The organism is Arthrobacter sp. GMC3 (genome assembly GCF_002929305.1).
Lineage (GTDB): Bacteria > Actinomycetota > Actinomycetes > Actinomycetales > Micrococcaceae > Specibacter.
In genome coordinates this window covers 77,026-97,831 of record NZ_PJIO01000009.1, presented here as the reverse complement: position 1 = coordinate 97,831, position 20,806 = coordinate 77,026, and the positions used below count along the sequence as shown (strand labels likewise).

The following is a 20,806-nucleotide window of genomic DNA, read 5'->3' as shown; positions in this document are numbered from 1 at the left end:
TATGGATATCGATATGAGCGCGCTGCGAGTACTGGAGCGTGAACGCGAGATCCCGTTGGATCTGCTGATCCCCACCATTGAGCAGGCACTGCTGATGGCCTACCACAAGTCCCCTGGGGCTTTCGAGCAGGCACGTGCCGAGCTGGACCGGAAGAACGGCCACGTCACCATTTGGGCTGCTGAAATCGATGACGACGGCGAGAAAATCGGCGAGTTTGACGATACTCCAGCAGGCTTTGGCCGGATCGCGGCCAGCACGGCACGCCAGATCATCCTGCAGCGCCTGCGTGATGTTGAGGACGAAAGCGTCCTTGGTGAATTCAAGGGCAAAGAGGGCGAGCTCGTTGCCGGGCAGATCCAGCAGGGCAATAACCCCAACATGATCCAGGTCAACCTGGGTGCTGTTGAGGGTGTGCTGCCCCCCAATGAGCAGGTACCGGGTGAGAACTACCGCCACGGAAACCGCCTGCGCGCCTTTGTGGTTGATGTGCACCGTGGACAAAAAGGTCCTTCTATCACGCTGTCACGTTCACACCCCGGCCTTGTCCGCAAGCTTTTCGAAATGGAAGTTCCGGAAATTGCTGACGGCACCGTGGAAATCGTCGCCCTGGCGCGTGAAGCCGGACACCGCACCAAGATGGCTGTCATGGCTCACAAGCTCGGCGTAAACGCCAAGGGCGCGTGCATTGGTGAGATGGGCTCACGAGTCCGTGCCGTCATGACCGAGCTCAACGATGAAAAGATCGACATCGTTGACTTCAGCGAGGATCCGGCCGTTTTCATTGCCAGCTCACTCTCACCCTCCAAGGTGATTTCAGTCACGATCGTTGACGAGGATGCGCGTTCCGCGCGAGTCATCGTCCCTGATTATCAGCTATCTTTGGCCATTGGCAAGGAAGGGCAGAACGCCCGCCTGGCAGCCAAGCTGACAGGATGGCGTATCGACATCATCTCTGACGCTGTCGCCGAATAGCTAAGCGGCGCTCCAAGGCGGTAGAATGGCATTGACCGGGCCGAAGGGCTGCGTGCACCAAATTTTCGTAAGGCACCGCACAGTTGGTAAAGATTGAAGTTGAAGCGGGGAGTCAAACTCCTGCCTCTTCCTCATCTGTGCGTACCTGTATTGGTTGCAAGCGAACTGCCGCCCGTGAACATCTAGTACGGCTAGTGCGATCAGCCAGCGAAACCGGGCAACCGGAAGCGCTGGTTGATTTACGACGTCGTATGCCTGGCCGGGGAGCATGGCTGCACCCCAGCCCTGACTGTTTGCAACTGGCGATCAAGCGCCGCGCCATTGTTCGAGCCCTTCCGGGTGTGAGCAATGTCAGCGATGTGGAATCACAGCTCGCAGATGCGTCAAGCGAAGGCATCACAAAAATACGAAACGACATTGTCCCTTTGTGAAAGCGGGTCAGAAAACCGATGGAAACCCGATGAGTACCCAGCGATGAGTGCCCAACAATGAGCATCAACATGCTCTTCCACGCCGCCCATTCCGACATGGAATGTTGCAGTAAGAATTAAGCGTCTCGTACCTGTCCGGTGCGGGCCGAGACAGGAGAAATGTGGCCAAGGCCCGCGTCCACGAGCTTGCAAAAGAGCTCGGTATCACCTCAAAAGAAGCAGTTAGCAAACTGCAGGAGCTCGGCGAATTCGTTCGCTCAGCGTCCTCCACCATTGAGGCCCCCGTCGTGAAGAAGCTTCGCGACGCATTCCCCGGTGCCCCTGCGGCACCGGCATCCACACCTGGCCCTGCGGCACCGGCAAGCCCGGCCAAGGCGAAGCCCGAAGCCGCGGCAACGCCGGCTCCGGCCGCGCCCGAGAAGCCCGCTGCAGAGCAGAAGGCTCCTGCGGCTCCCGCCGCAGTGCCCGGCCCCAAGGCCGCTACCCCGGCCAAGCCTGGCATCAAGCCTGCCCCGGCAGCGCCTGTTGCAGAGGCTCCGGCAGCTCCGGCACCCGCTGAGGCGGCTCCCGCCGCCCCGGCACCGAAGGCAGCTCCGGCCGCAGGTGGTCCCCGCCCCGGTAACAACCCCTTCGCTTCCTCTCAGGGCATGCCGCGCTCCGGCCGCCCCGAGCGTGGCGAAACACGCAGCGAAAACCGTACCGACGGTGCCCGCCCCCCGCGCCCCGCAGGTGCTGGAGCAGGCGCCCCGCGTCCGGGCAACAACCCGTTCGCGCCCTCTCAGGGCATGCCCCGTCCGGGTGCCCCGCGCAGTGCCGAAGCTGGCGCGGGCGGCCCCCGCCCCGGTGGACCTCGTCCCGGCGCACCCCGCCCGGGTGCTCCTCGTCCGGCTGGCGCCCCCGGCGCCGGTGGACCCCGTCCGGGCGCACCCCGTCCCGGCGGTGCTGCACGTCCTACACCCGGCATGATGCCCAACCGCACCGAGCGCCCCGCGGCTCCCGGTCGCGGCAATGACCGTCCGGGTGCTCCGGGCCGTGGCCGTCCGGGTGCTCCCGGTGCTACGCCCGGTGGCGCTCCCGCTGGCGGCGCTCCCGCCGGTGGTGGCTTCGGTAAGGGTGGCCGCGGACGCGGTGGCACCCAGGGTGCTTTCGGTAAGGGCGGCGCAGGCCGTGGCAAGCAGCGCAAGTCGAAGCGTGCCAAGCGCCAAGAGCTAGAGCAGATGAGCGCTCCTTCCCTTGGTGGCGTAACGGTTCCCCGCGGTAACGGCACCACCGTTATCCGCTTGCGTCGTGGCGCGTCCATCTCGGACTTTGCCGACAAGATCGAGGCGAACCCCGCAGCACTCGTGACCGTGCTCTTCCACTTGGGCGAAATGGCTACCGCCACGCAGTCCTTGGATGAAGACACCTTCGCACTCTTGGGTGCCGAGCTGGGCTACAAGGTTCAGGTCGTTTCCCCTGAAGATGAAGAGCGCGAACTGCTCAGCAGCTTCGACATCGACTTCGAAGCCGAGCTTGAGGCTGAAGGCGACGACGACCTCGAGCTCCGCCCGCCGGTTGTCACCGTCATGGGTCACGTTGACCATGGTAAGACCCGCCTGTTGGACGCCATCCGCAAGTCGGATGTTGTTGCCGACGAGCACGGTGGCATCACCCAGCACATCGGTGCCTACCAGATCGTGCACGAGCACGAGGGTACCGATCGCCGGATCACGTTCATCGATACACCCGGTCACGAGGCGTTCACCGCCATGCGTGCTCGTGGTGCCAAGGTCACCGACATTGCCGTTCTGGTTGTTGCCGCTGATGATGGCGTCATGCCGCAGACCATCGAGGCGCTCAACCACGCCCAGGCAGCTAACGTGCCGATCGTGGTTGCAGTGAACAAGATCGATAAGGATTCAGCCAACCCGGAGAAGATCCGTGGCCAGCTGACCGAATACGGTTTGGTTCCCGAAGAATACGGTGGCGACACCATGTTCGTTGACGTATCAGCTCGTAACAACATCAACATCGAGGAACTCCTTGAAGCTGTGCTGTTGACCGCTGATGCTGCCCTGGACATGCGCGCCAACCCGAACAAGGATGCTCGCGGTATTGCTATCGAAGCTAACTTGGATAAGGGTCGCGGTTCCGTGGCAACTGTTCTTGTTCAGTCCGGTACCTTGCACGTTGGTGACACCATTGTTGCCGGTACTGCTCACGGCCGTGTTCGTGCCATGTTCGATGAGAACGGTGACGTCATCACCGAGGCTGGACCTTCACGTCCGGTCCAGGTTTTGGGTCTGTCCAACGTTCCCCGTGCAGGTGACACCTTCTTCGTGACAGGTGACGAGCGTACGGCCCGCCAGATCGCTGAAAAGCGTGAAGCAGCAGACCGTAACGCGGCATTGGCCAAGCGTCGCAAGCGCATCAGCCTGGAAGACTTCGACCAAGCCGTCGCTGACGGCAAGGTTGACACCCTTAACCTCATCCTCAAGGGTGACGTGTCCGGTGCCGTGGAGGCCCTGGAAGATTCGTTGCTCAAGATCGATGTTGGCGAAGGCGTGCAGCTGCGCGTTATCCACCGCGGTGTGGGTGCCATCACGCAGAACGACGTCAACCTGGCCACCGTGGACAACGCGATCATCATCGGCTTCAACGTCAAGCCGGCCGAGCGTGTTGCCGAACTGGCTGACCGTGAAGGCGTTGACATGCGCTTCTACTCGGTCATCTATGGCGCAATCGATGACATTGAGCTGGCTCTCAAGGGCATGCTCAAGCCCGAGTACGAGGAAGTCGAGCTGGGTACCGCGGAAATTCGCGAAGTGTTCCGCTCCTCCAAGCACGGCAACATCGCTGGTTCCATTGTTCGCTCCGGAACCATCCGCCGTAACTCGAAGGCACGAGTATTGCGCGCCGGCAAGATCATCGGTGACAACCTCACCGTTGACTCGCTCAAGCGCTTCAAGGATGACGCAACCGAAGTCCGCACCGACTTCGAGTGTGGAATTGGCTTGGGTTCGTTCAACGACCTGCAGGCCGAGGACATCATCCAGACGTTCGAAATGCGCGAGAAGCCGCGCGTCTAGGATCGACAAATCGGGCGGGGCGCCTCCAAGTTGTGGGGGCGCCCCGCCCCTTAGCGCGGAGGCTCAGGACTTGCGTCCTGAGCCTCCGCGCTACGGCAGGCCCGATGCCACTCCCGGGCGCCCCCACAATTTTCCGGCTTCCGGCGTAGACTCGCCTCAGTGCGGGGCAAGACCCCGGATTGTCGACCGTTATAGGCTGCGGCCGCCGTCGACGGTCCCTTTTATTCTTTAGGAGTTATTCATGGCTGATTCAGCCCGCGCCGCCAAACTGGCCCAGCGCATCAAAGTTGTCGTGGCCGAGGCTCTTCGCCGCCGCGTCAAGGACCCGCGCGTTGAGGGCCTCACAGTCACCGATGCTCGCGTCACCAACGACCTGCAGCATGCCACGGTCTACTACACGGTCTTTGGCGACGAGACCGCCCAGTCCGAGGCCAAGATCGGTTTGGAGCGCGCCAAGGGCGTGTTGCGTGCCGAGGTTGGCAAGAACATCACCGTCCGCCTGACCCCGACCCTTGAGTTCGTGGCGGATGTCATCCCGGAAAACGCCTCCAACCTTGAGGCGCTGCTGCGTGTGGCCAAGGAGCGCGACGCCAAGCTGGCAGAACTCTCCGCCAACGCCGAGTTCGCCGGTGAGGCAGATCCTTACAAGAAGGACGACGAGGACGCCGAGGCCTAAAAGCCTCCGCATCAGTGTTCCCTTGCAGGGGCACGGCACCGATCCACGGACCGGTGCCGTGCCCCTTCTTCGTTCAGTGGATCCACAGGCCAGATTCAGGAAACTCTCTGGAGTTCCTTACCTCCAGGTCACTACCATGGAGCATGGAACAGGACTCAGTTGACATTGAAGACTCTGCGAAGCCACCCGCAGGTGCAGAACACCAGCCCTGGATGCAAGGCTCCGTCACCAGACGGGGCTTTTTGTTTGGGGCCAGCATGTTGGGAGTCGGAGGGCTGGCACTAGGAACAGCTGCCGGTAGATGGGTGATTCCGGCAGCCAAGACCACACCTGTGGCTTCGCCGTCGGGATCGGCAACCCCGCCCACAGCAACCACCGCCATCCCCGACCGACGCTTTGTCAGCACCAAGCTGACTTGCACCCATGCAAGCAGCTGGAAATCGGCACCAACCGCTGATGGCTTACTGTTCACTGCGCCGCAGGGCCACGGCTCCAACGGGCTGATCATGGACAATGATGGTGTCCCTGTTTGGATCGAGCCCTCGGGCCTGGGAATGACAGATCTTCGCGTGCAGGAATTTGAAGGAAAACCTGTGCTCACCTACTGGTCGGGGACAGGCACCGGCGGGCATGGGCAAGGCTCCGGCATCATCTTAGACAGCGCGTACAAATCTGTTGCCACGGTCAACACCGGCAATTCCATGGCCGCCGATCTCCACGAATTCCGGCTGACGGACGCCGGCACGGCCTTGATGATTTCCTACCCCACCATCAAACGGGATCTGAGCCCCGTAGGCGGACCGGTGGACGGCCATATGTATGACTGCCATGTCCAGGAAATCGTGGTCCGGACAGGGGTGGTGCTGCTGGATTGGAGCGCGGTGGAGGTGATTGGCCTCGATGAGTCCTTCCTCAAACCAGCCACAAGTCCCACCGCGGACGGCTCAACCGCCGAAAAGGCCTTTGATCCGTACCATGTGAATTCCGTGGACGAGGATGGCAGCCACCTGTTGGTATCAGCGCGCCACACCCACGCCCTGTATCTGCTGGAGCGGGCCACCGGCAATCTAGTGTGGCGACTTGGCGGCAAGCGCAGCGATTTTGCTGTGGCAGACGACGCAGCGTTTGCTTGGCAGCACGACGGGCGGCGCCGTTCTCCCACCGAGATCAGTGTGTTTGACAACCACTACGACGACGGCAGCTCAGGGACTTCTCGTGGCCTGTTCTTGACCATTGACGAGACGGCCCGGACAGCGGTGCTTCGGGCCGAATACGCCAACGCCGGGCACCGTGGCAACGCCGAAGGAAATGTTCAGGTGCTGCCCAACGGGAACATCCTGGTGGGGTGGGGTGCCGATCCCGCCACTACCGAGTTCACGGCCGACGGCGAGGCGATCTTTGAGGCGGTTGGCCTGGGCAATGCCTCCTACCGGGTCTACAGGTTCCCCTGGGCGGCAACACCCACCACGGTTCCGGATGTGGGCGTCCTGCAGGGCAACGGGTCCTCGATGGCCGTATTTGTCAGCTGGAACGGGTCCACCAATGTTGCCTCCTGGCGGATCCTGACAGGGGATTCGGAGAGCGCCTTGACGGCTCGCTCAACCATTCCGCGGCGGGGGTTCGAAACACAATTCGCCGTGGCCAATGCCAGCCACGTTGCCGTTGAAGCCCTTGGCAGCGGCGGAGCGGTTCTCTCCCGCTCCGCCGTCGTCAAGGTCTAGCTTGCTGGCCCGGGCACCGGCATCGGGGCCCGGGCCGGCGCGCTATTTCAGGCGCATGGTGAGAAGGCTTCCGCCTGTCTCGGCAAGTGCGTTCGTCAAGGCGGCAAGGGTTCTTCCACTGACGGCCACATCTGATGCCATCGCCGCCGGCAGAACATTGGTGACCTTGCCATTGTTGATGACGCTGACGCCGTCGCCCATCAACTGGGAAACGTAGACGGTGCCGTCCCAGCCAACCGCAATCCCTGTCGGAGCTGCCAGCCCTTCGGCCAGCAACTGGGTCTTGCCGGTGAGGAGGTTGGTCCTGTAGGCCTTGCCAACGCCCAGGCTTTCACCGGGGACCCCTGGCAGAACCGTGTAGTACACCCAGGTGCCACTGACTTCAACATCTGTGGGCACTGGCTGGGCATAGTATTTCAGTCCCAGCATGCACTCCGGGATGACCATACCCATTTGGGCCCCCAAGGCAACCACACCCGCATCGATGGTGATGGGTTCGGCTGGCAGCGCCTTGATCAGCTTCACATAGCCACTGTTGGAGACGAACACAATGTTGTTTGCCCCGGCGTCCCCGACAATCACCCCGCCCAGCGTTGGTGACGTTGAGTACGGGTGGGAGAAGACCTCACCTTTGCTTTGCAGGTAGGGGGCCTGTGCCAGACAAGCGGGGGCAGCGTCGCGAACACCGTAAACAGTGTTGCCGTCGGGATTGTTGGCTGCCTCGAACTTGCTCAAGTCCGTGATGGTGCGGGTTTTGCCCTTGTAGTCGATGCTCATGAGCCTGGCCGGGAGCAATTCCGCTCCCGGTTCCGGTCCCGAGCCTTGGTCGTTGTTGAAATAGTAGGTGGTGCCGAAACCGACCGAAACACCGGCGATTTCTTGTCCGGGGGCACTGACCACAACACTTTTCTCGCCTTTTGCTGAAATTTTGGTGAGCTGACCGGCAAAGGACTCCGCCACCAGATAGCTGCCGTTGGGACCGAAGGCCACCTTCAGGGGGCTGATCAGCTGGGAGGCAACTTCAGTAACGGGGGAGGGTTGGGGGTTGTGGCCGTGCCGGTCGCCTGACTGATTTGATGTGTGGGCCAGGGCTGGCCCAGCAGTCAGGAACATGGCAATAACGCATGCGGCAGCGGAGGCTGCCAATCTTGACCTCATAGTTTTTCCCTTAGTGGGAGGGCCCGGTGATGACGGGCTGGTTGATCAAACGAACCCGTAGCCGCCATGCGGTGCGAATCGCTGGCAAGGGAACGGGGCACCCTTTAGCGGGTGGACTGGATTCGCCCCCAGAATCAGAATTCCGTACAACTACGCCTGCGACACTGCACGGCGAGTGGCCCCAGCTTAAAACAGCGCCGCGCCCCCGGTCAATAAAAATCTTTGACCGAAGGCGCGGCAACGGGCGCTAGTGGAGAGCTACTTGCCCCAGGTGAGGGGGTTTTTGCGGAACTTATTGTCCTTGTAGTCCGCCGTGATGAAGCCCGATCCGTCCATGGAAGTGGTGGTGACGGCGTCGCCGGCCGGCGCCAGGAAGACCGTGCAGCTGGTCATGCTGGAGCCAACCAGCAGCGTGAAGGCGTCGTCCTTGCCTTCGGTTTTGAAGTTGGTGCTTTTGCACTGGTCCATGGTGCCGAACACGATCAGCTTCTGCGCCTCGGTTCCGTCCTTGAGGTGGCCGGTGACGCGTGGCTGGCTGATGCCGGCCGTGGGGGCACTGAGCGCGGTCAGCTTGTAGTCCGTGAAAACGTAGTACGGCGTCTGGCCGGCAAACTTGGCGGCGTCCTTGAACTCCGACAAATCAGCCTCGGCGCCGGCTACGATCTTCGTCACGGCCATGTCGTAGGTGGCTTCGCGGTACTTTTCGCTGCCCTGCGCACCAGTGTTGGTTTGAGCCACGGCAACCTCGCCAAACTTCATGGCCGTGCCTGGGGCTGTCAGATTTCCGGGGGCAGCTGCCGCCTTGTCGGTAGTGGGTTTGGTGGAGGCCGTGTTCTCATCACTGGCCCGCTCAGCGGCGGAGCTACTTGTCTGCGCCGAGGAGGCCTGCGAGGACGGCTTGGTCACCTCAATAGTGGGCGGCATGCAGGCGCTCAAGGTGACGAGAAGGGCTGCGCTTGCGCCAACTACGGCAAGTGTTTTTTTGCGCGACAAAGTGGACGTTGTTTTCATGGAGACCCCAAAGTGAGTGATGTGCGATGAGCTAATAACTATCTTTTCAAATGATAGCGAATCTCTGCGGGCCTCACGATGGGGACAAGTGCCCATTCGGGCCTCGTAGGCCGGATATACTTCAAAAGTGCTTTCTGGACTGGTAATTGTTGACAAACCGCAGGGATGGACCAGCCACGATGTGGTTGGCCGAATGCGAAGGCTGGCGGGGACCCGAAAAGTGGGCCACGCCGGCACCTTAGACCCCATGGCCACGGGAGTTTTGGTGGTTGGCGTCAATAAGGCCACCCGGCTACTGACTTACATTGTGGGCACCTCAAAAAGCTACGACGCCACCATGCGCCTGGGTGCCACCACCGTCACCGACGACGCCGAGGGTGAAGTTACTCACACCGCCAGCACGACGGCGGTTATCGACGACGCTATCCGGGCTGGGATTACCGCCCTGACCGGCGCCATCAGCCAGGTGCCCAGCAGTGTTAGTGCCATCAAGGTCAACGGTGAGCGCGCCTACGCCCGGGTGCGCTCCGGCGAAGAAGTAAAGCTGGCCGCGCGCCCGGTGACCATCCATTCTTTTGACGTCCACCAGATTCGCCGTGGACACCATGAATCGGGCCTTGAGTACATTGACGTGGATGTCACCGTTGAATGCTCCTCGGGCACGTACATCCGGGCCCTGGCGCGCGATCTTGGTGCTGGCCTTAACGTGGGCGGACACCTGACGGCGCTGCGCCGCACCAGCGTGGGACCCTACAGCCTGGAGCAGGCGCGCACCCTGGAGCAGTTGGCCGAGAACTTGGAGATTCTGGACATTGCCGACGCCGCCCGCGCCCTCATGCCAGTTCGTGAACTGACCGCCGAGGAAGCCACCGAACTTTCCTTCGGCCGCCGTATCCCAGCCAGCGAGCAAGGTCTCCACACCGCCCAAAACCCGGCGGCCGCCTTTTCCCCCGATGGCACGCTCGTTGCGCTGCTGGCCGACGCCGGTAAACATGCCAAGCCCGTCCTGGTCTTTCCGCCTGATCCGACGCCTGCCCCGACGGCAGATCAGGAATCCGACTCATGACCGTTGATGGCTGGTTCATCGCCGGCATGATCGTGGGTCTCGCCTCGACCATCATCTGTATCGTCGCGGCGGTGATGAAAAAGAAACCCAACGATCTCACACTGGTGTCCCTGGCCGCCGTCGAACTTTTCATTGTGGTGTACGCCGTAGCCTCAATCATCAGACTGGCCATGGGTGCGAGCATTATGGGCGAGACCTGGGAGTTCTGGGGCTACATGTTCACGGCCGCCGCCCTACCCGTGGCCGGTTTCTACTGGGCCATGATGGAACGGACGTTCTGGTCCAACTACGTCATGAGCGCCGTGGGTGTGACGGTGGTGGTCATGATGGCGCGGATGGCGCAAATTTGGTATGGCACCGGACTCTCGGTGCAAGGCTTGCAACAAGGAATTGGATCATGAAGAACACCCTCAACACCGCCACCGAGCAGGTGACGCCCGGGCGAACCTCGGGTGCCGGCCGACTCCTGATCACCGTCTACGGCGTATTTGCCATCTCCGCCAGCGCACGCGCGGGCTACCAAATCGCAACCCAATTCGGTGAGGCGCCGGTGGCCTACTTGCTGTCGGCATTCGCCGCCGTGGTGTACATTGTGGCCACTATTTCGCTGGCCAAGCCGGGGCGCACGTGGGCCAGGATTGCCGCCGCCGCCATCTGCATTGAACTCCTGGGCGTCCTGGCCGTCGGCGCGCTGAGCCTCTTCGACGCCCAAGCCTTCCCGCACGCCACCGTCTGGAGCATGTTTGGCAAGGGCTACGGCTACATTCCGCTCCTGCTGCCCATCGTCGGCCTGTGGTGGTTGTACCGGCACCGCACCGCCACCGCGAAATGAGCGTTCCTGTCATGAGCGAAGTTGCCGGGTCATCGCGCGGTACGACGCCGAACCCCACCTTGAGTGATGGGCGCACCTCCCTGCGCCGGTTCACAGCCGCAGACGCACAGGTGTATGCGGCGATCAACCGGGATGCGCTCAACGTCAAATGGGCGGGCTCGGATGCCACGATGACGGAGCAGGACGCTGCCGGACTCATTGAGGGCGACATCGCCGACGGGTGGTCCACCGGCTCCTCGTTGCGTTTTGCCGTCGCGGCTGCAGGATCCGGCACGCCTGAGGAGAGAATAGTTGGCACCGTCAGCCTGCAGTCCGTCTTCCGCCCCGCGGAAGGTGGCGGTAGCGCTTCTGTTGGCATCAAGCTCGCAGAAGCCGGGCGGGGCCACGGCCATGCCGCAGGCGCCGTGGCGTTGCTGTGTGGCTACGCCTTTGGCACCCTGGGCCTGGAAATTTTGCACTGGCGGACCACGGCTGGCAATGAACCAAGCCGCAAACTAGCCCTAGGCTCAGGATTTGTCCTGGCCGCCGAGATTCCCGGATTCGGGCACGTTGACGGCAAGGTTGCCGACGGCTGGATGTTCACCCAAACCGCTAAGCAGTGGCAGGATCATGTGGACGGAAAACGGGCCGAAGTATCGGCTCCCGAGGACGCCATCGAGGTGGCTGTGGTGGTGCCGCGCCTGAGCGACGGCTCGGTGGTCCTTCGAGAGTTGCAGGAGGCAGACGCGGAGCAGCTGGTACTTAATTGCGTCAACCTGGATGCTGTGCGTTGGACAACGGTTCCGCTGGGCTACACCCGCGAACACGCAGACTACTTCATCAACACCATCACCGCAGACGGCTGGCGCAGCAGGGAAACACTGACCTTTGCCGTGGCCGATGCCGTCACAGATCACCTCCTGGGCACCGTGGACTTGCAGTGCAAAACCCCTGGCGCCGCCTCCATCGGCATCAACTTTGGTCCCGACGCCCGCGGTACCGGGGCTGCCGAAAAGGCCGTCCGGCTGTTGGCGGAGTATGCCTTCAATGAGCTGAACCTTAGCTACCTGCATTGGCACGCACTTGTCCCCAACTGGGGCAGCCGCAAACTGGCCTGGAAGCTCGGCTTCCGCTTCGAAGGGGAGATTCGTGGCGACTACAACGACCGCGGAACGCCGTCCGACCGTTGGATTCTTTCCCTGGCTGCCGGTGACGAGCGCGCGCCGCTTGCCCCCTGGGACGGACCAGCACCGCTGACGCGGTAACCTTGAAAAAGTCTTTCCACAGGCAATAAGCCACGTAGGGAATTGGTGAGGAACAGCAGTGCACATTTGGAACTCCTTGGATCAAGTTCCGTCCGGTTTTGGCCCCAGCGTGGTCACTCTCGGAAACTTTGATGGTTTGCACCGCGGACACCAGCACGTGCTGGGGCAAGTGCGCGATATTGCTGCGAGCCGCAATGCCATGTCGGTTGCCCTAACCTTTGACCCGCATCCGGCGCTGGTGCACCGCCCCGACTCCGCCCCCGGGCAGATCATGGGACTGGCGGACAAGCTTGCTGCCATGGAACAAATAGGCCTCGACGCCGTCCTGGTGGTTCCCTATACCTTGGACTTCGCCGCTCAAACTCCCGAAGAGTTTGTGCGTAGCGTCTTCGTCGAGACCCTCGGCGCCTGCACCGTTGTGGTGGGCCACGACGTGCGGTTCGGCAAGGCCAACTCAGGGGACCTGGCAACCATGGTGACCCTGGGCGCCCAGCTGGGGTTCGACGTCGTGGTGGTTGACGATGAGGGCCATGACCGCCGCTGGTCCTCGACGTGGGTACGTGAAGCCCTGAATCAGGGCGACGTTGACACGGCCGCGCAGGTGCTGGGCCGCTGGCACAGCATGAGTGGGGAAGTAGTGCATGGCGCGGCACGGGGGCGGGTCCTGGGATTTCCGACGGCGAACCTTTCCCCAGACGCGTGCGGGAGCATCCCGGCCGACGGCGTCTATGCCGGCTGGCTGGTCGATGAGCAGGGACACCGGTGGCCCGCAGCAATCTCAGTGGGCTCCAACCCGACCTTTGTTGGTGTCAGCCGGCAGGTCGAGGCCTTCGTCATCGACCGACCCGAAGAACCGGTGGAGGCGTTCGACCTTTACGGCCAGCACGTGGTGGTGGAGTTCGTTAAACGGCTCCGCGGCATGGTGGCGTACACCGGCCCGGAAGCGCTCATTGCGCAAATGCACCAGGACGTGCGCGAAAGCCGCCAGATTTTGTAGTGCCACCGGATGAGTGTTTGCTCACCCCGCTTCGACTTAACGGCGTTGACTGCCGTAAACTAAGGCATTGAATCCGGCTGCAGTCCGTGGTGGCTGGATTCCGCTGTGCTCTTGAATTTTCAAAAGTACTTTGACACCACGTTCACGGCACATCATAGGAGTTACTTGTGGCACTTGAAGCCGCTGTAAAGCAAGAAATCATGCAGGCATTTGCAACCAGCGAAGGTGACACTGGTTCGCCTGAGGTTCAGGTGGCTATGCTCTCACGACGCATTGCAGACCTGACCGAACACCTGAAGATGCACAAGCACGACCACCACACCCGCCGTGGCCTCATGGGCCTGGTTGGTCGCCGTCGTCGTCTGCTCGGTTACCTGAAGGACACCGACATTGCACGCTACCGTACGCTCATCGAGCGCCTCGGCCTGCGTCGCTAGTAGGACCGTGAGGCGGCCTCTCCCAATCTTTGGGGGAGGCCGCCTTTCACAGTGTTGACACAAACAGTGTTGATACGATCATGATGCCCGGCGCTTGCGCGTCTGGCACAAAATCTTGAGCACTGAAATTGACCCGACTGCCGCGCATTCGCGGTCCTCGGTAGTGGTCTCCGGGAGAAGCCTTAGTGGCTTGTATCCGTGGACCTCGATCGAAGACCGGGTGTAGTACAGCCCTCCACAGCAGGACTCGGTGGAGTGTCTGGGATGGTGGCGGGCAACTTCCTGGCCAAGTTTGTAAGTACACCTACAAAGAAATGGAGGTGACTCTCTATGGAGGGTCCCGAGATTCAGTACGCAGAGGCCGTTATTGACAACGGCCGTTACGGCAAGCGCGTTATCCGCTTTGAAACTGGCCGCCTTGCCCAGCAGGCAGCTGGCGCCGCGATGGTTTACATCGACGAAGACACCGTTCTGTTGTCGGCCACCACGGCCGGCAAGCACCCGCGTGAAGGCTTCGACTTCTTCCCGCTGACCGTTGATGTGGAAGAGCGCATGTACGCCGCTGGCCGCATCCCGGGCAGCTTCTTCCGCCGCGAAGGCCGCCCCTCAACCGAAGCCATCCTGGCTTGCCGTTTGATGGACCGCCCGCTGCGCCCGGCCTTCGTGAAGGGTCTGCGCAACGAAGTCCAGATCGTTGTCACGGTTCTGGCAATCAACCCGGACGTCCTGTACGACGTGGTGGCCATCAACGCCTCCTCCATGTCCACACAGCTCTCCGGCCTTCCGTTCTCCGGCCCCATCGGTGGCGTTCGCGTTGCCCTGATCGACGACGGCAAGGGCCCCCAGTGGGTTGCCTTCCCGAAGCACTCCGAGCTGGAAAACGCCGTGTTCAACATGGTTGTTGCCGGCCGAGTTGCCGGTGACGACGTCGCCATCATGATGGTTGAAGCCGAAGCAACCGACAACTCCTGGAAGCTCATCAAGGAACAGGGCCACCAGGCCCCCACCGAAGAGGTTGTTTCTGAGGGTCTGGAAGCGGCAAAGCCGTTCATCAAGGCACTGTGTGAAGCTCAGGCAGATTTGGCTGCACGCGCCGCCAAGCCCACCGTTGAGTTCCCCGTCTTCCTTGACTACCAGGATGACGCCTACGCCGCCGTCGAGTCCGCCGCAGCCACCAAGCTGGCCGCAGTGTTCTCCATCGCCGATAAGCAGGACCGCGACAACGCCTCCGACGCGTTGAAGGACGAGACCATTGCCGCCTTGGCCGCAAGCTTTGAGGGTCGCGAGAAGGAGCTTTCCGCTGCTTTCCGTGCCGTCACCAAGCACGTCATCCGCCAGCGAATCCTCACCGAGCAGATCCGCATCGACGGCCGTGGCCTGACGGACATCCGCCAGCTCACCGCCGAGGTTGAAGTTCTGCCCCGCGTGCACGGTTCCGCCATCTTCGAACGTGGCGAGACCCAGATCCTGGGTGTCACCACCTTGAACATGTTGAAGATGGAACAGCAGATTGATTCGCTGAGCCCGGTAACGCGCAAGCGCTACATGCACAACTACAACTTCCCGCCGTACTCCACCGGTGAAACCGGCCGCGTGGGCTCGCCCAAGCGCCGCGAAATCGGTCACGGTGCCCTTGCAGAGCGCGCCCTCATGCCGGTTCTGCCGACGCGTGAAGAGTTCCCCTACGCCATCCGCCAGGTATCTGAGGCATTGAGCTCCAACGGCTCAACGTCCATGGGTTCCGTTTGTGCATCGACCCTGTCGCTGCTCAACGCCGGTGTCCCGTTGAAGGCACCCGTTGCCGGTATCGCCATGGGCTTGGTCTCCGACCAGGTTGACGGCCAGACCCGCTACGCAGCCCTCACCGACATCCTCGGCGCCGAAGATGCCTTCGGCGACATGGACTTCAAGGTTGCAGGTACCTCCGAGTTCGTCACGGCCATCCAGCTGGATACCAAGCTCGACGGCATCCCGGCCTCTGTTTTGGCTGCAGCACTCAAGCAGGCCCGCGAAGCCCGCTTGCACATCCTGAGCGTCTTGAACGCCGCCATCGACGTACCGGATGAACTCTCCGAGTTCGCTCCTCGCGTCATCGCGGTCAAGATCCCCGTGGACAAGATCGGCGAGGTCATTGGGCCCAAGGGCAAGATGATCAACCAGATCCAGGAAGACACCGGCGCTGACATCTCCATTGAAGATGACGGCACGGTCTACATCGGTGCTACGAACGGACCGTCTGCCGACGCCGCTCGTTCAGCGATCAACGCCATCGCCAACCCTCAGATTCCTGAAATCGGCGAGCGTTACCTGGGCACAGTTGTTAAGACCACCACGTTTGGCGCGTTCATTTCGCTCACGCCCGGCAAGGATGGTCTGCTGCACATTTCCGAGCTGCGCAAGCTCGCCAATGGCAAGCGCGTAGACAACGTCGACGACGTCGTCTCCGTCGGTCAGAAGATCCAGGTGGAAATCACCAAGATCGATGACCGCGGCAAGCTCTCACTCTCCCCGGTTGTTGCCGAGGACGAGAACGCTTCCGAAGAGACCGTTACCGAAGGCGCTGCTGAGTAATTCATGGCTATCACCCTTTTGCCGCTGACCTCCGCCGCCGACGGCCTGGCCTCAGCCGATTCCACACTCATCTCGGGCACGCCGGGCGGTGCCGTAGTGCGCCGCTCGGTCCTGCCCGGGGGTGTGCGAGTCCTGACCGAGTCCATGCCAGGGCAGCGAAGCGCGACAATTGGGTTCTGGGTTGGTGTTGGCTCTCGGGATGAAACCGAGGGCCAACACGGCTCAACCCATTTCCTTGAACACCTGCTGTTCAAGGGAACCCGACGCCGTACCGCGCTGGAAATCGCCTCCGCCTTTGACGAGGTGGGTGGCGAATCGAACGCGGCCACGGCCAAGGAAAGCACCTGCTACTACGCACGTGTCCTTGACACCGACCTGCCCATGGCCATCGACGTGATCGCTGACATGGTCACCTCCGCCGTGCTTGACCCGGCCGAGCTGGAGCAGGAACGCGACGTCATTCTGGAAGAAATCGCCATGGACAGCGATGACCCCACCGACGTCGCCCATGAACATTTTGTGGCCGCCGTTCTCGGCGACCACGCCCTGGGGCGCCCCATTGGCGGCACTCCGGACGCCATCAAGGCTGTTCCGCGTGAGTCCGTCTGGGCGCACTACCAAAAGCACTACCGCCCCGAAACACTTGTTATCACCGCCGCCGGTGGTCTTGACCATGAGGCCGTGTGTGAGCTGGTCCTTGCCGCACTGCGCACCGCAGGCTGGTCCCTGGACGACGGCGTGGCACCGGCTCCCCGCCGCAACGGCACGGCCGCCGTCATCACCGGCACCGCCGGGCTGCACGTGGTCAACCGTAAGGTGGAACAGGCCAACGTTATCCTGGGCTGCCCGTCACTGACGGCCACGGATCCCCGCCGCTATGTGATGAGCGTGCTCAATTCCGTCCTGGGCGGGGGCATGTCCTCACGTCTGTTCCAGGAGATCCGCGAAAAGCGCGGCCTGGTGTACTCCACCTACTCCTTCGCCTCCTCCTACGCCGACGCCGGCTACTTCGGCATGTACGCCGGATGTTCCCCGCAGAAGGTGGGCCAGGTTATTGGTCTGCTGGTGGACGAACTGGAGAAGCTGGCCGCCGACGGAGTCACCGACGCCGAGCTGAAGAAGGCCCTGGGCCAACTCTCCGGCGGCATCGTGCTCGGCATGGAGGACAGCGGATCGCGCATGTCCCGGCTGGGCCGCTCCGAGCTGGTTTCCGGGGAATTCCTGGACATCGACGAGACCCTGAGCCGCATCCGCGCGGTCACCGCCGAACAGGTTCAGGAGCTGGCCCGAGACCTGGCCGCCTCCCCGCGGACCATCACCGTCGTCGGGCCCTTCAAGGAATCCGAGACTTTCGGCCTGGCACTGTAAGCACCTGGTCAGTTTCGCGCCCGTTCCCCGTTTTCGCTACAAGTGCCGTGGTAGCGAAAACGGGGAACGGGCGCGAAACTCGTTTAACGGCCTAGCCGCCGGCGAACGGGGGAAGGACGTCGACGACGTCGCCCGGCTTCAGCGCCACGGTCAGGTCACGGGTGGAGACTTCGTTGACGAGGAAACTGCAGCGAGTCAGGATCTCCGCCAGCGGGGGAGTACTTGATGAGGCCGAATCCGGATAGCTTGTCACGAGCAACGTTGACAAGTCAGCCAGCGTGACCACACTTCCGGCCAGATCCACCTGCTGTTCCTCGACGCCGGTGGCAGCGGCGGCGGCGGCAAAAAATCGTACCTTCATGCTCATCCTCCGATGGCGCTCATGCTGCGATCGGGCTGGACAAAGTCAACGTCGCCCAGTCCCGGGTGACCCATGCCGTGGGCCTTCGGCTTCGCCCACATGGCGTCCTGCCAGCGGGCCGCGACGGCGTCGTCGTCGGACTGCGCCGATCCTGCACGTAGCAGGGGCAGCAGGTCCACCTCCGTTCGGGAGAACAGGCAGCTCATGACCTTGCCTTCGGCCGTGATCCGGGTGCGGCGGCAGTCGGCACAGAAGGGTTCGGTAACCGAGGCAATAATGCCCACGGTGCCCAACAGGTCAGGCGATCCGTGGCGCCGAACCTCAAAGCGTTCGGCCGGCGCGCCGTCGCGTGAGCGCGGGTCTGGTGTGAGCACAAAGGCGTCGCTGAGCAGTTCACGTATTTGCGCCGCGGTGATCATGCCCTCGCGGGTCCATCCGTGGTCGGCATCCAGGGGCATTTGCTCAATGAAACGCAGCTCGTAGCCGCGCTCGAGGCACCACGCCAACAATTCGGCGCCGTGCCCGTCGTTGACGCCGCGAAGCAACACAGCGTTGACCTTGATGGGACGCAGGCCAGCGGCCGCGGCTGCCTCAATTCCAGCTAAAACCTGGTCGAGGAAGGGCCTGCGGGTTAGCTGCAAGAAGGCGTCATGGTTTAGCGTGTCCATGGAGACATTGAGCCGGGTCAGCCCGGCGTCGGCCAGCGCCTGTGCCTTCTTCGCCAGCCCCACACCATTGGTGGTCAAGGAGATGGGCAGTGCCGGGTGATTGCGGCGCAATGCGGCAATGATCTGCACCAGGTCAGCGCGGACCAACGGCTCGCCGCCTGTCAGCCGAAGCTCACGCACACCGAGCCGGTCCACACCCAGACCCACCAGCCGGACTATTTCCGGGGCGGTCAGGACCTTGTCCTTCTTGAGCCAGTCCAGCCCGTCCTCCGGCATGCAATAGGTGCAGCGCAGATTGCACTTGTCCGTCAGCGAAAGGCGCATGTCCGTGGCAACCCGGCCAAACTGGTCCATCAGGCCCTGGCCCGTTGCGTCGGGCCGCCCGCTACGCCCGGCCGGCGGTGGAACTTCCGGCATGCCAAGTAGTACGGGTTCGGTATCCATGGTCCAACGCTACGCCATCGCCGGCTTTTGGGCGTGCGCCGGAGCTTTGTTGGACCAGCGAAACTAGAATGGTGTTCACCGGGCCAGCTGTATCTCGTGGCCGTAACGGGAAGGGTGCCATGGAAGCGCGTCGATACTGGGCAGCGGCAGGGATTGTTTGTGTAGGTGTGGGCGTGGCGGTCGGCGAACTGATTGCCGCGTTTATCAGCCCGTCGGCGTCGCCCGTCAGCGCTGTGGGGCAAACAGTGATCGGCCTGCTCCCAGGGGGAGTGAAGGAATGGGCGATTCACCTCTTCGGCACCCACGACAAGATGATGCTTCTGGTCTCAATGGTGGTGGTCATGGCCCTGCTCGCCGGGGTGGTGGGCCTGCTCGAACGGGCCCGGCGCGGCCTCGGGCAGCTGGGGATCGGCCTGTTTGGCGTGGTGGGAATCCTCGCCGTTGCCATGGCGCCCACCACGGCGACCCTGTCATATGTGGCTCCGGTCGTTGCCGCAATCGTAGGCATCCTGCTGCTGTCTCGAGTATCGACAATTTTCCTGCGGACCGGTTTCGCAGCAGCCGCTGCGGGAGAACGCACCACCCACCCTGCGGGGTCGGCAACGGCCCACCCGGGTCACGGACCCACGCGCCGGTCATTCCTTGCGTACATGGGGATGGGCGCCGCCGTCGCGGTCATCGCCGGAGGCGCCGCCGTCATCGTCCGCCAGTCCGCCGTGGTGGTGGCCGATCTCCGGGCGAAAGTGAAGTTGCCACGACCCGTGACGCCCGCTCCAGCCGTGCCTGCGGCAGCCGAACTTGCCGTGGACGGGATCACCCCACTGATCATCGACGCCAACAACTTCTACCGGATCGACACGGCACTGGTGGTTCCAACCGTGAACTCGGATACGTGGCAGCTAACAGTGACCGGGATGGTGGAGAAAGAAATCACCCTCAATTTCGCCCAACTCCTGGCAAAACCGATGGTGGAAACCTACGTGACTATTGGCTGTGTTTCCAATGAAGTGGGCGGCAACTTGGTGGGCAACGCCCGGTGGCTGGGCTGGCCGGTGCGGGACTTGCTGGCCGAGGCCGGAGTCAAGCCGGGTGCTGACATGGTTCTCTCCCGCAGCACCGACGGCTTCACTGCGGGCACGCCGCTGGAAGCCATGACGGATGCGCGCAACGCCATCATCGCCGTGGGCATGAACGGGGAACCACTTCCTTTGGTCCACGGGTTTCCGGCCAGGCTCATTGTGCCGGGGCTCTACGGCTATGTTTCGGCCACCAAATGGCTAGAGGACCTCAAAGTCACCACCTTTGCCGCCGACCAAGGCTATTGGGTCCCGCTGGGGTGGGACGCCATGGGGCCCATCAAGATTGCATCCCGCATTGATGTGCCGCGTTCCGGAGCCACGACGTCCACCGGATCCACGACGGCGGCCGGGCTTGCCTGGGCGCCGGAGCGGGGCATCTCGGCTGTTCAAGTCCAGCTCGACGGTGGCGCCTGGCAGGAGGCCACGCTGGCTGCCGCGCTGAACAAGGACACCTGGGTGCAATGGGAGGTGACGCTGTCGACCGGCGCCGGCAACCATGAGCTGAAGGTGCGGGCGGTCGATGGTTCGGGTGTGCTCCAGACCTCGGAGGTGGCGCCACCGGCCCCGAACGGCGCCAGCGGATTCCACACCATCCAATTCTCGAGCCGGTAGACCAGCCGCGGATGCCCGCCGAATACCAGGTGGGCTCAGGCCGGCGGTCCACTGATCGCTGCGCCGCTATGATGAGAAAAATGTTGACG

Annotated in this window: 18 protein-coding genes; 14 read left to right on the top strand and 4 right to left on the bottom strand. The window is 62.5% G+C overall.

From position 1 onward, the window contains the following. Window position 1: 1 nt before the first annotated feature. From nusA to CXQ94_RS15035, 5 genes are all read left to right on the top strand, one after another. Window positions 2–973, top strand: a complete 972-nt coding sequence (gene nusA / locus CXQ94_RS15055; protein ID WP_104091394.1) for a transcription termination factor NusA — start codon at window positions 2–4, stop codon at window positions 971–973. Window positions 974–1,110: 137 nt separating this feature from the next. Then, window positions 1,111–1,404 carry a YlxR family protein gene (locus tag CXQ94_RS15050; protein WP_258067119.1) on the top strand — a complete coding sequence of 98 codons (294 nt, stop codon included), beginning with the start codon at window positions 1,111–1,113 and terminating at the stop codon, window positions 1,402–1,404. A 161-nt stretch (window positions 1,405–1,565) separates the two neighbouring features. After that, window positions 1,566–4,472 carry a translation initiation factor IF-2 gene (infB, locus tag CXQ94_RS15045; RefSeq protein WP_104091392.1) on the top strand — a complete coding sequence of 969 codons (2,907 nt, stop codon included), beginning with the start codon at window positions 1,566–1,568 and terminating at the stop codon, window positions 4,470–4,472. Between the two features lie 241 nt (window positions 4,473–4,713). After that, a complete protein-coding gene (rbfA, locus tag CXQ94_RS15040) occupies window positions 4,714–5,148 on the top strand; it encodes a 30S ribosome-binding factor RbfA (protein ID WP_104091391.1) in 435 nt (144 codons plus the stop codon). A gap of 143 nt (window positions 5,149–5,291) precedes the next feature. Next, window positions 5,292–6,869: an arylsulfotransferase family protein gene (locus CXQ94_RS15035; protein WP_104091390.1), complete on the top strand. Its 1,578-nt coding sequence runs from the start codon at window positions 5,292–5,294 to the stop codon at window positions 6,867–6,869. Between the two features lie 42 nt (window positions 6,870–6,911). Here CXQ94_RS15035 and CXQ94_RS15030 read toward each other — a convergent pair whose 3' ends face one another. Both CXQ94_RS15030 and CXQ94_RS15025 read right to left on the bottom strand, forming a co-directional pair. After that, window positions 6,912–8,027: a ScyD/ScyE family protein gene (locus CXQ94_RS15030; RefSeq protein WP_104091389.1), complete on the bottom strand. Its 1,116-nt coding sequence runs from the start codon at window positions 8,025–8,027 to the stop codon at window positions 6,912–6,914. A gap of 258 nt (window positions 8,028–8,285) precedes the next feature. Continuing rightward, window positions 8,286–9,038, bottom strand: coding sequence for a hypothetical protein (locus CXQ94_RS15025; protein WP_104091388.1), 753 nt, complete (start codon window positions 9,036–9,038; stop codon window positions 8,286–8,288). 127 nt (window positions 9,039–9,165) lie between these two features. Here CXQ94_RS15025 and truB point away from each other — a divergent pair, with 127 nt between their 5' ends. The 8 genes from truB (at window position 9,166) to CXQ94_RS14985 (ending at window position 17,553) form a co-directional block, all read left to right on the top strand. Beyond that, window positions 9,166–10,104 carry a tRNA pseudouridine(55) synthase TruB gene (truB, locus tag CXQ94_RS15020; RefSeq protein ID WP_104091387.1) on the top strand — a complete coding sequence of 313 codons (939 nt, stop codon included), beginning with the start codon at window positions 9,166–9,168 and terminating at the stop codon, window positions 10,102–10,104. Further along, window positions 10,101–10,505, top strand: a complete 405-nt coding sequence (locus CXQ94_RS15015; protein WP_104091386.1) for a hypothetical protein — start codon at window positions 10,101–10,103, stop codon at window positions 10,503–10,505. Before truB ends, CXQ94_RS15015 begins: the two co-directional genes overlap by 4 nt. Then, entirely contained in the window at window positions 10,502–10,936 is a 435-nt protein-coding gene (locus CXQ94_RS15010; protein ID WP_104091385.1) for a hypothetical protein, read from the top strand. The genes CXQ94_RS15015 and CXQ94_RS15010 overlap by 4 nt, the downstream gene beginning before the upstream one ends. Before the next feature lie 11 nt (window positions 10,937–10,947). Beyond that, the gene (locus CXQ94_RS15005) at window positions 10,948–12,180 is read left to right on the top strand and encodes a GNAT family N-acetyltransferase (RefSeq protein WP_181034240.1); all 1,233 of its coding nucleotides are present in this window, start codon (window positions 10,948–10,950) and stop codon (window positions 12,178–12,180) included. 58 nt (window positions 12,181–12,238) lie between these two features. Then, window positions 12,239–13,177, top strand: coding sequence for a bifunctional riboflavin kinase/FAD synthetase (locus tag CXQ94_RS15000; protein WP_104091383.1), 939 nt, complete (start codon window positions 12,239–12,241; stop codon window positions 13,175–13,177). A gap of 167 nt (window positions 13,178–13,344) precedes the next feature. Continuing rightward, entirely contained in the window at window positions 13,345–13,614 is a 270-nt protein-coding gene (gene rpsO, locus CXQ94_RS14995; protein WP_062290695.1) for a 30S ribosomal protein S15, read from the top strand. 330 nt (window positions 13,615–13,944) lie between these two features. Beyond that, window positions 13,945–16,185: a polyribonucleotide nucleotidyltransferase gene (locus CXQ94_RS14990; protein ID WP_104091382.1), complete on the top strand. Its 2,241-nt coding sequence runs from the start codon at window positions 13,945–13,947 to the stop codon at window positions 16,183–16,185. Window positions 16,186–16,188: 3 nt separating this feature from the next. Then, window positions 16,189–17,553 (top strand): pitrilysin family protein, encoded by a 1,365-nt coding sequence (locus CXQ94_RS14985; RefSeq protein ID WP_104091381.1) that lies wholly within the window; start codon window positions 16,189–16,191, stop codon window positions 17,551–17,553. A gap of 91 nt (window positions 17,554–17,644) precedes the next feature. Here CXQ94_RS14985 and CXQ94_RS14980 read toward each other — a convergent pair whose 3' ends face one another. After that, on the bottom strand, window positions 17,645–17,914 hold the full coding sequence (locus CXQ94_RS14980; RefSeq protein ID WP_104091380.1) for a MoaD/ThiS family protein: 270 nt from the start codon (window positions 17,912–17,914) through the stop codon (window positions 17,645–17,647). Between the two features lie 2 nt (window positions 17,915–17,916). Next, the gene (moaA, locus tag CXQ94_RS14975) at window positions 17,917–18,999 is read right to left on the bottom strand and encodes a GTP 3',8-cyclase MoaA (protein WP_104091523.1); all 1,083 of its coding nucleotides are present in this window, start codon (window positions 18,997–18,999) and stop codon (window positions 17,917–17,919) included. A 146-nt stretch (window positions 19,000–19,145) separates the two neighbouring features. Between moaA and CXQ94_RS14970 the strand changes: the two genes are divergently transcribed. Further along, entirely contained in the window at window positions 19,146–20,717 is a 1,572-nt protein-coding gene (locus CXQ94_RS14970) for a molybdopterin-dependent oxidoreductase (protein WP_258067110.1), read from the top strand. Window positions 20,718–20,806 lie beyond the last annotated feature (89 nt).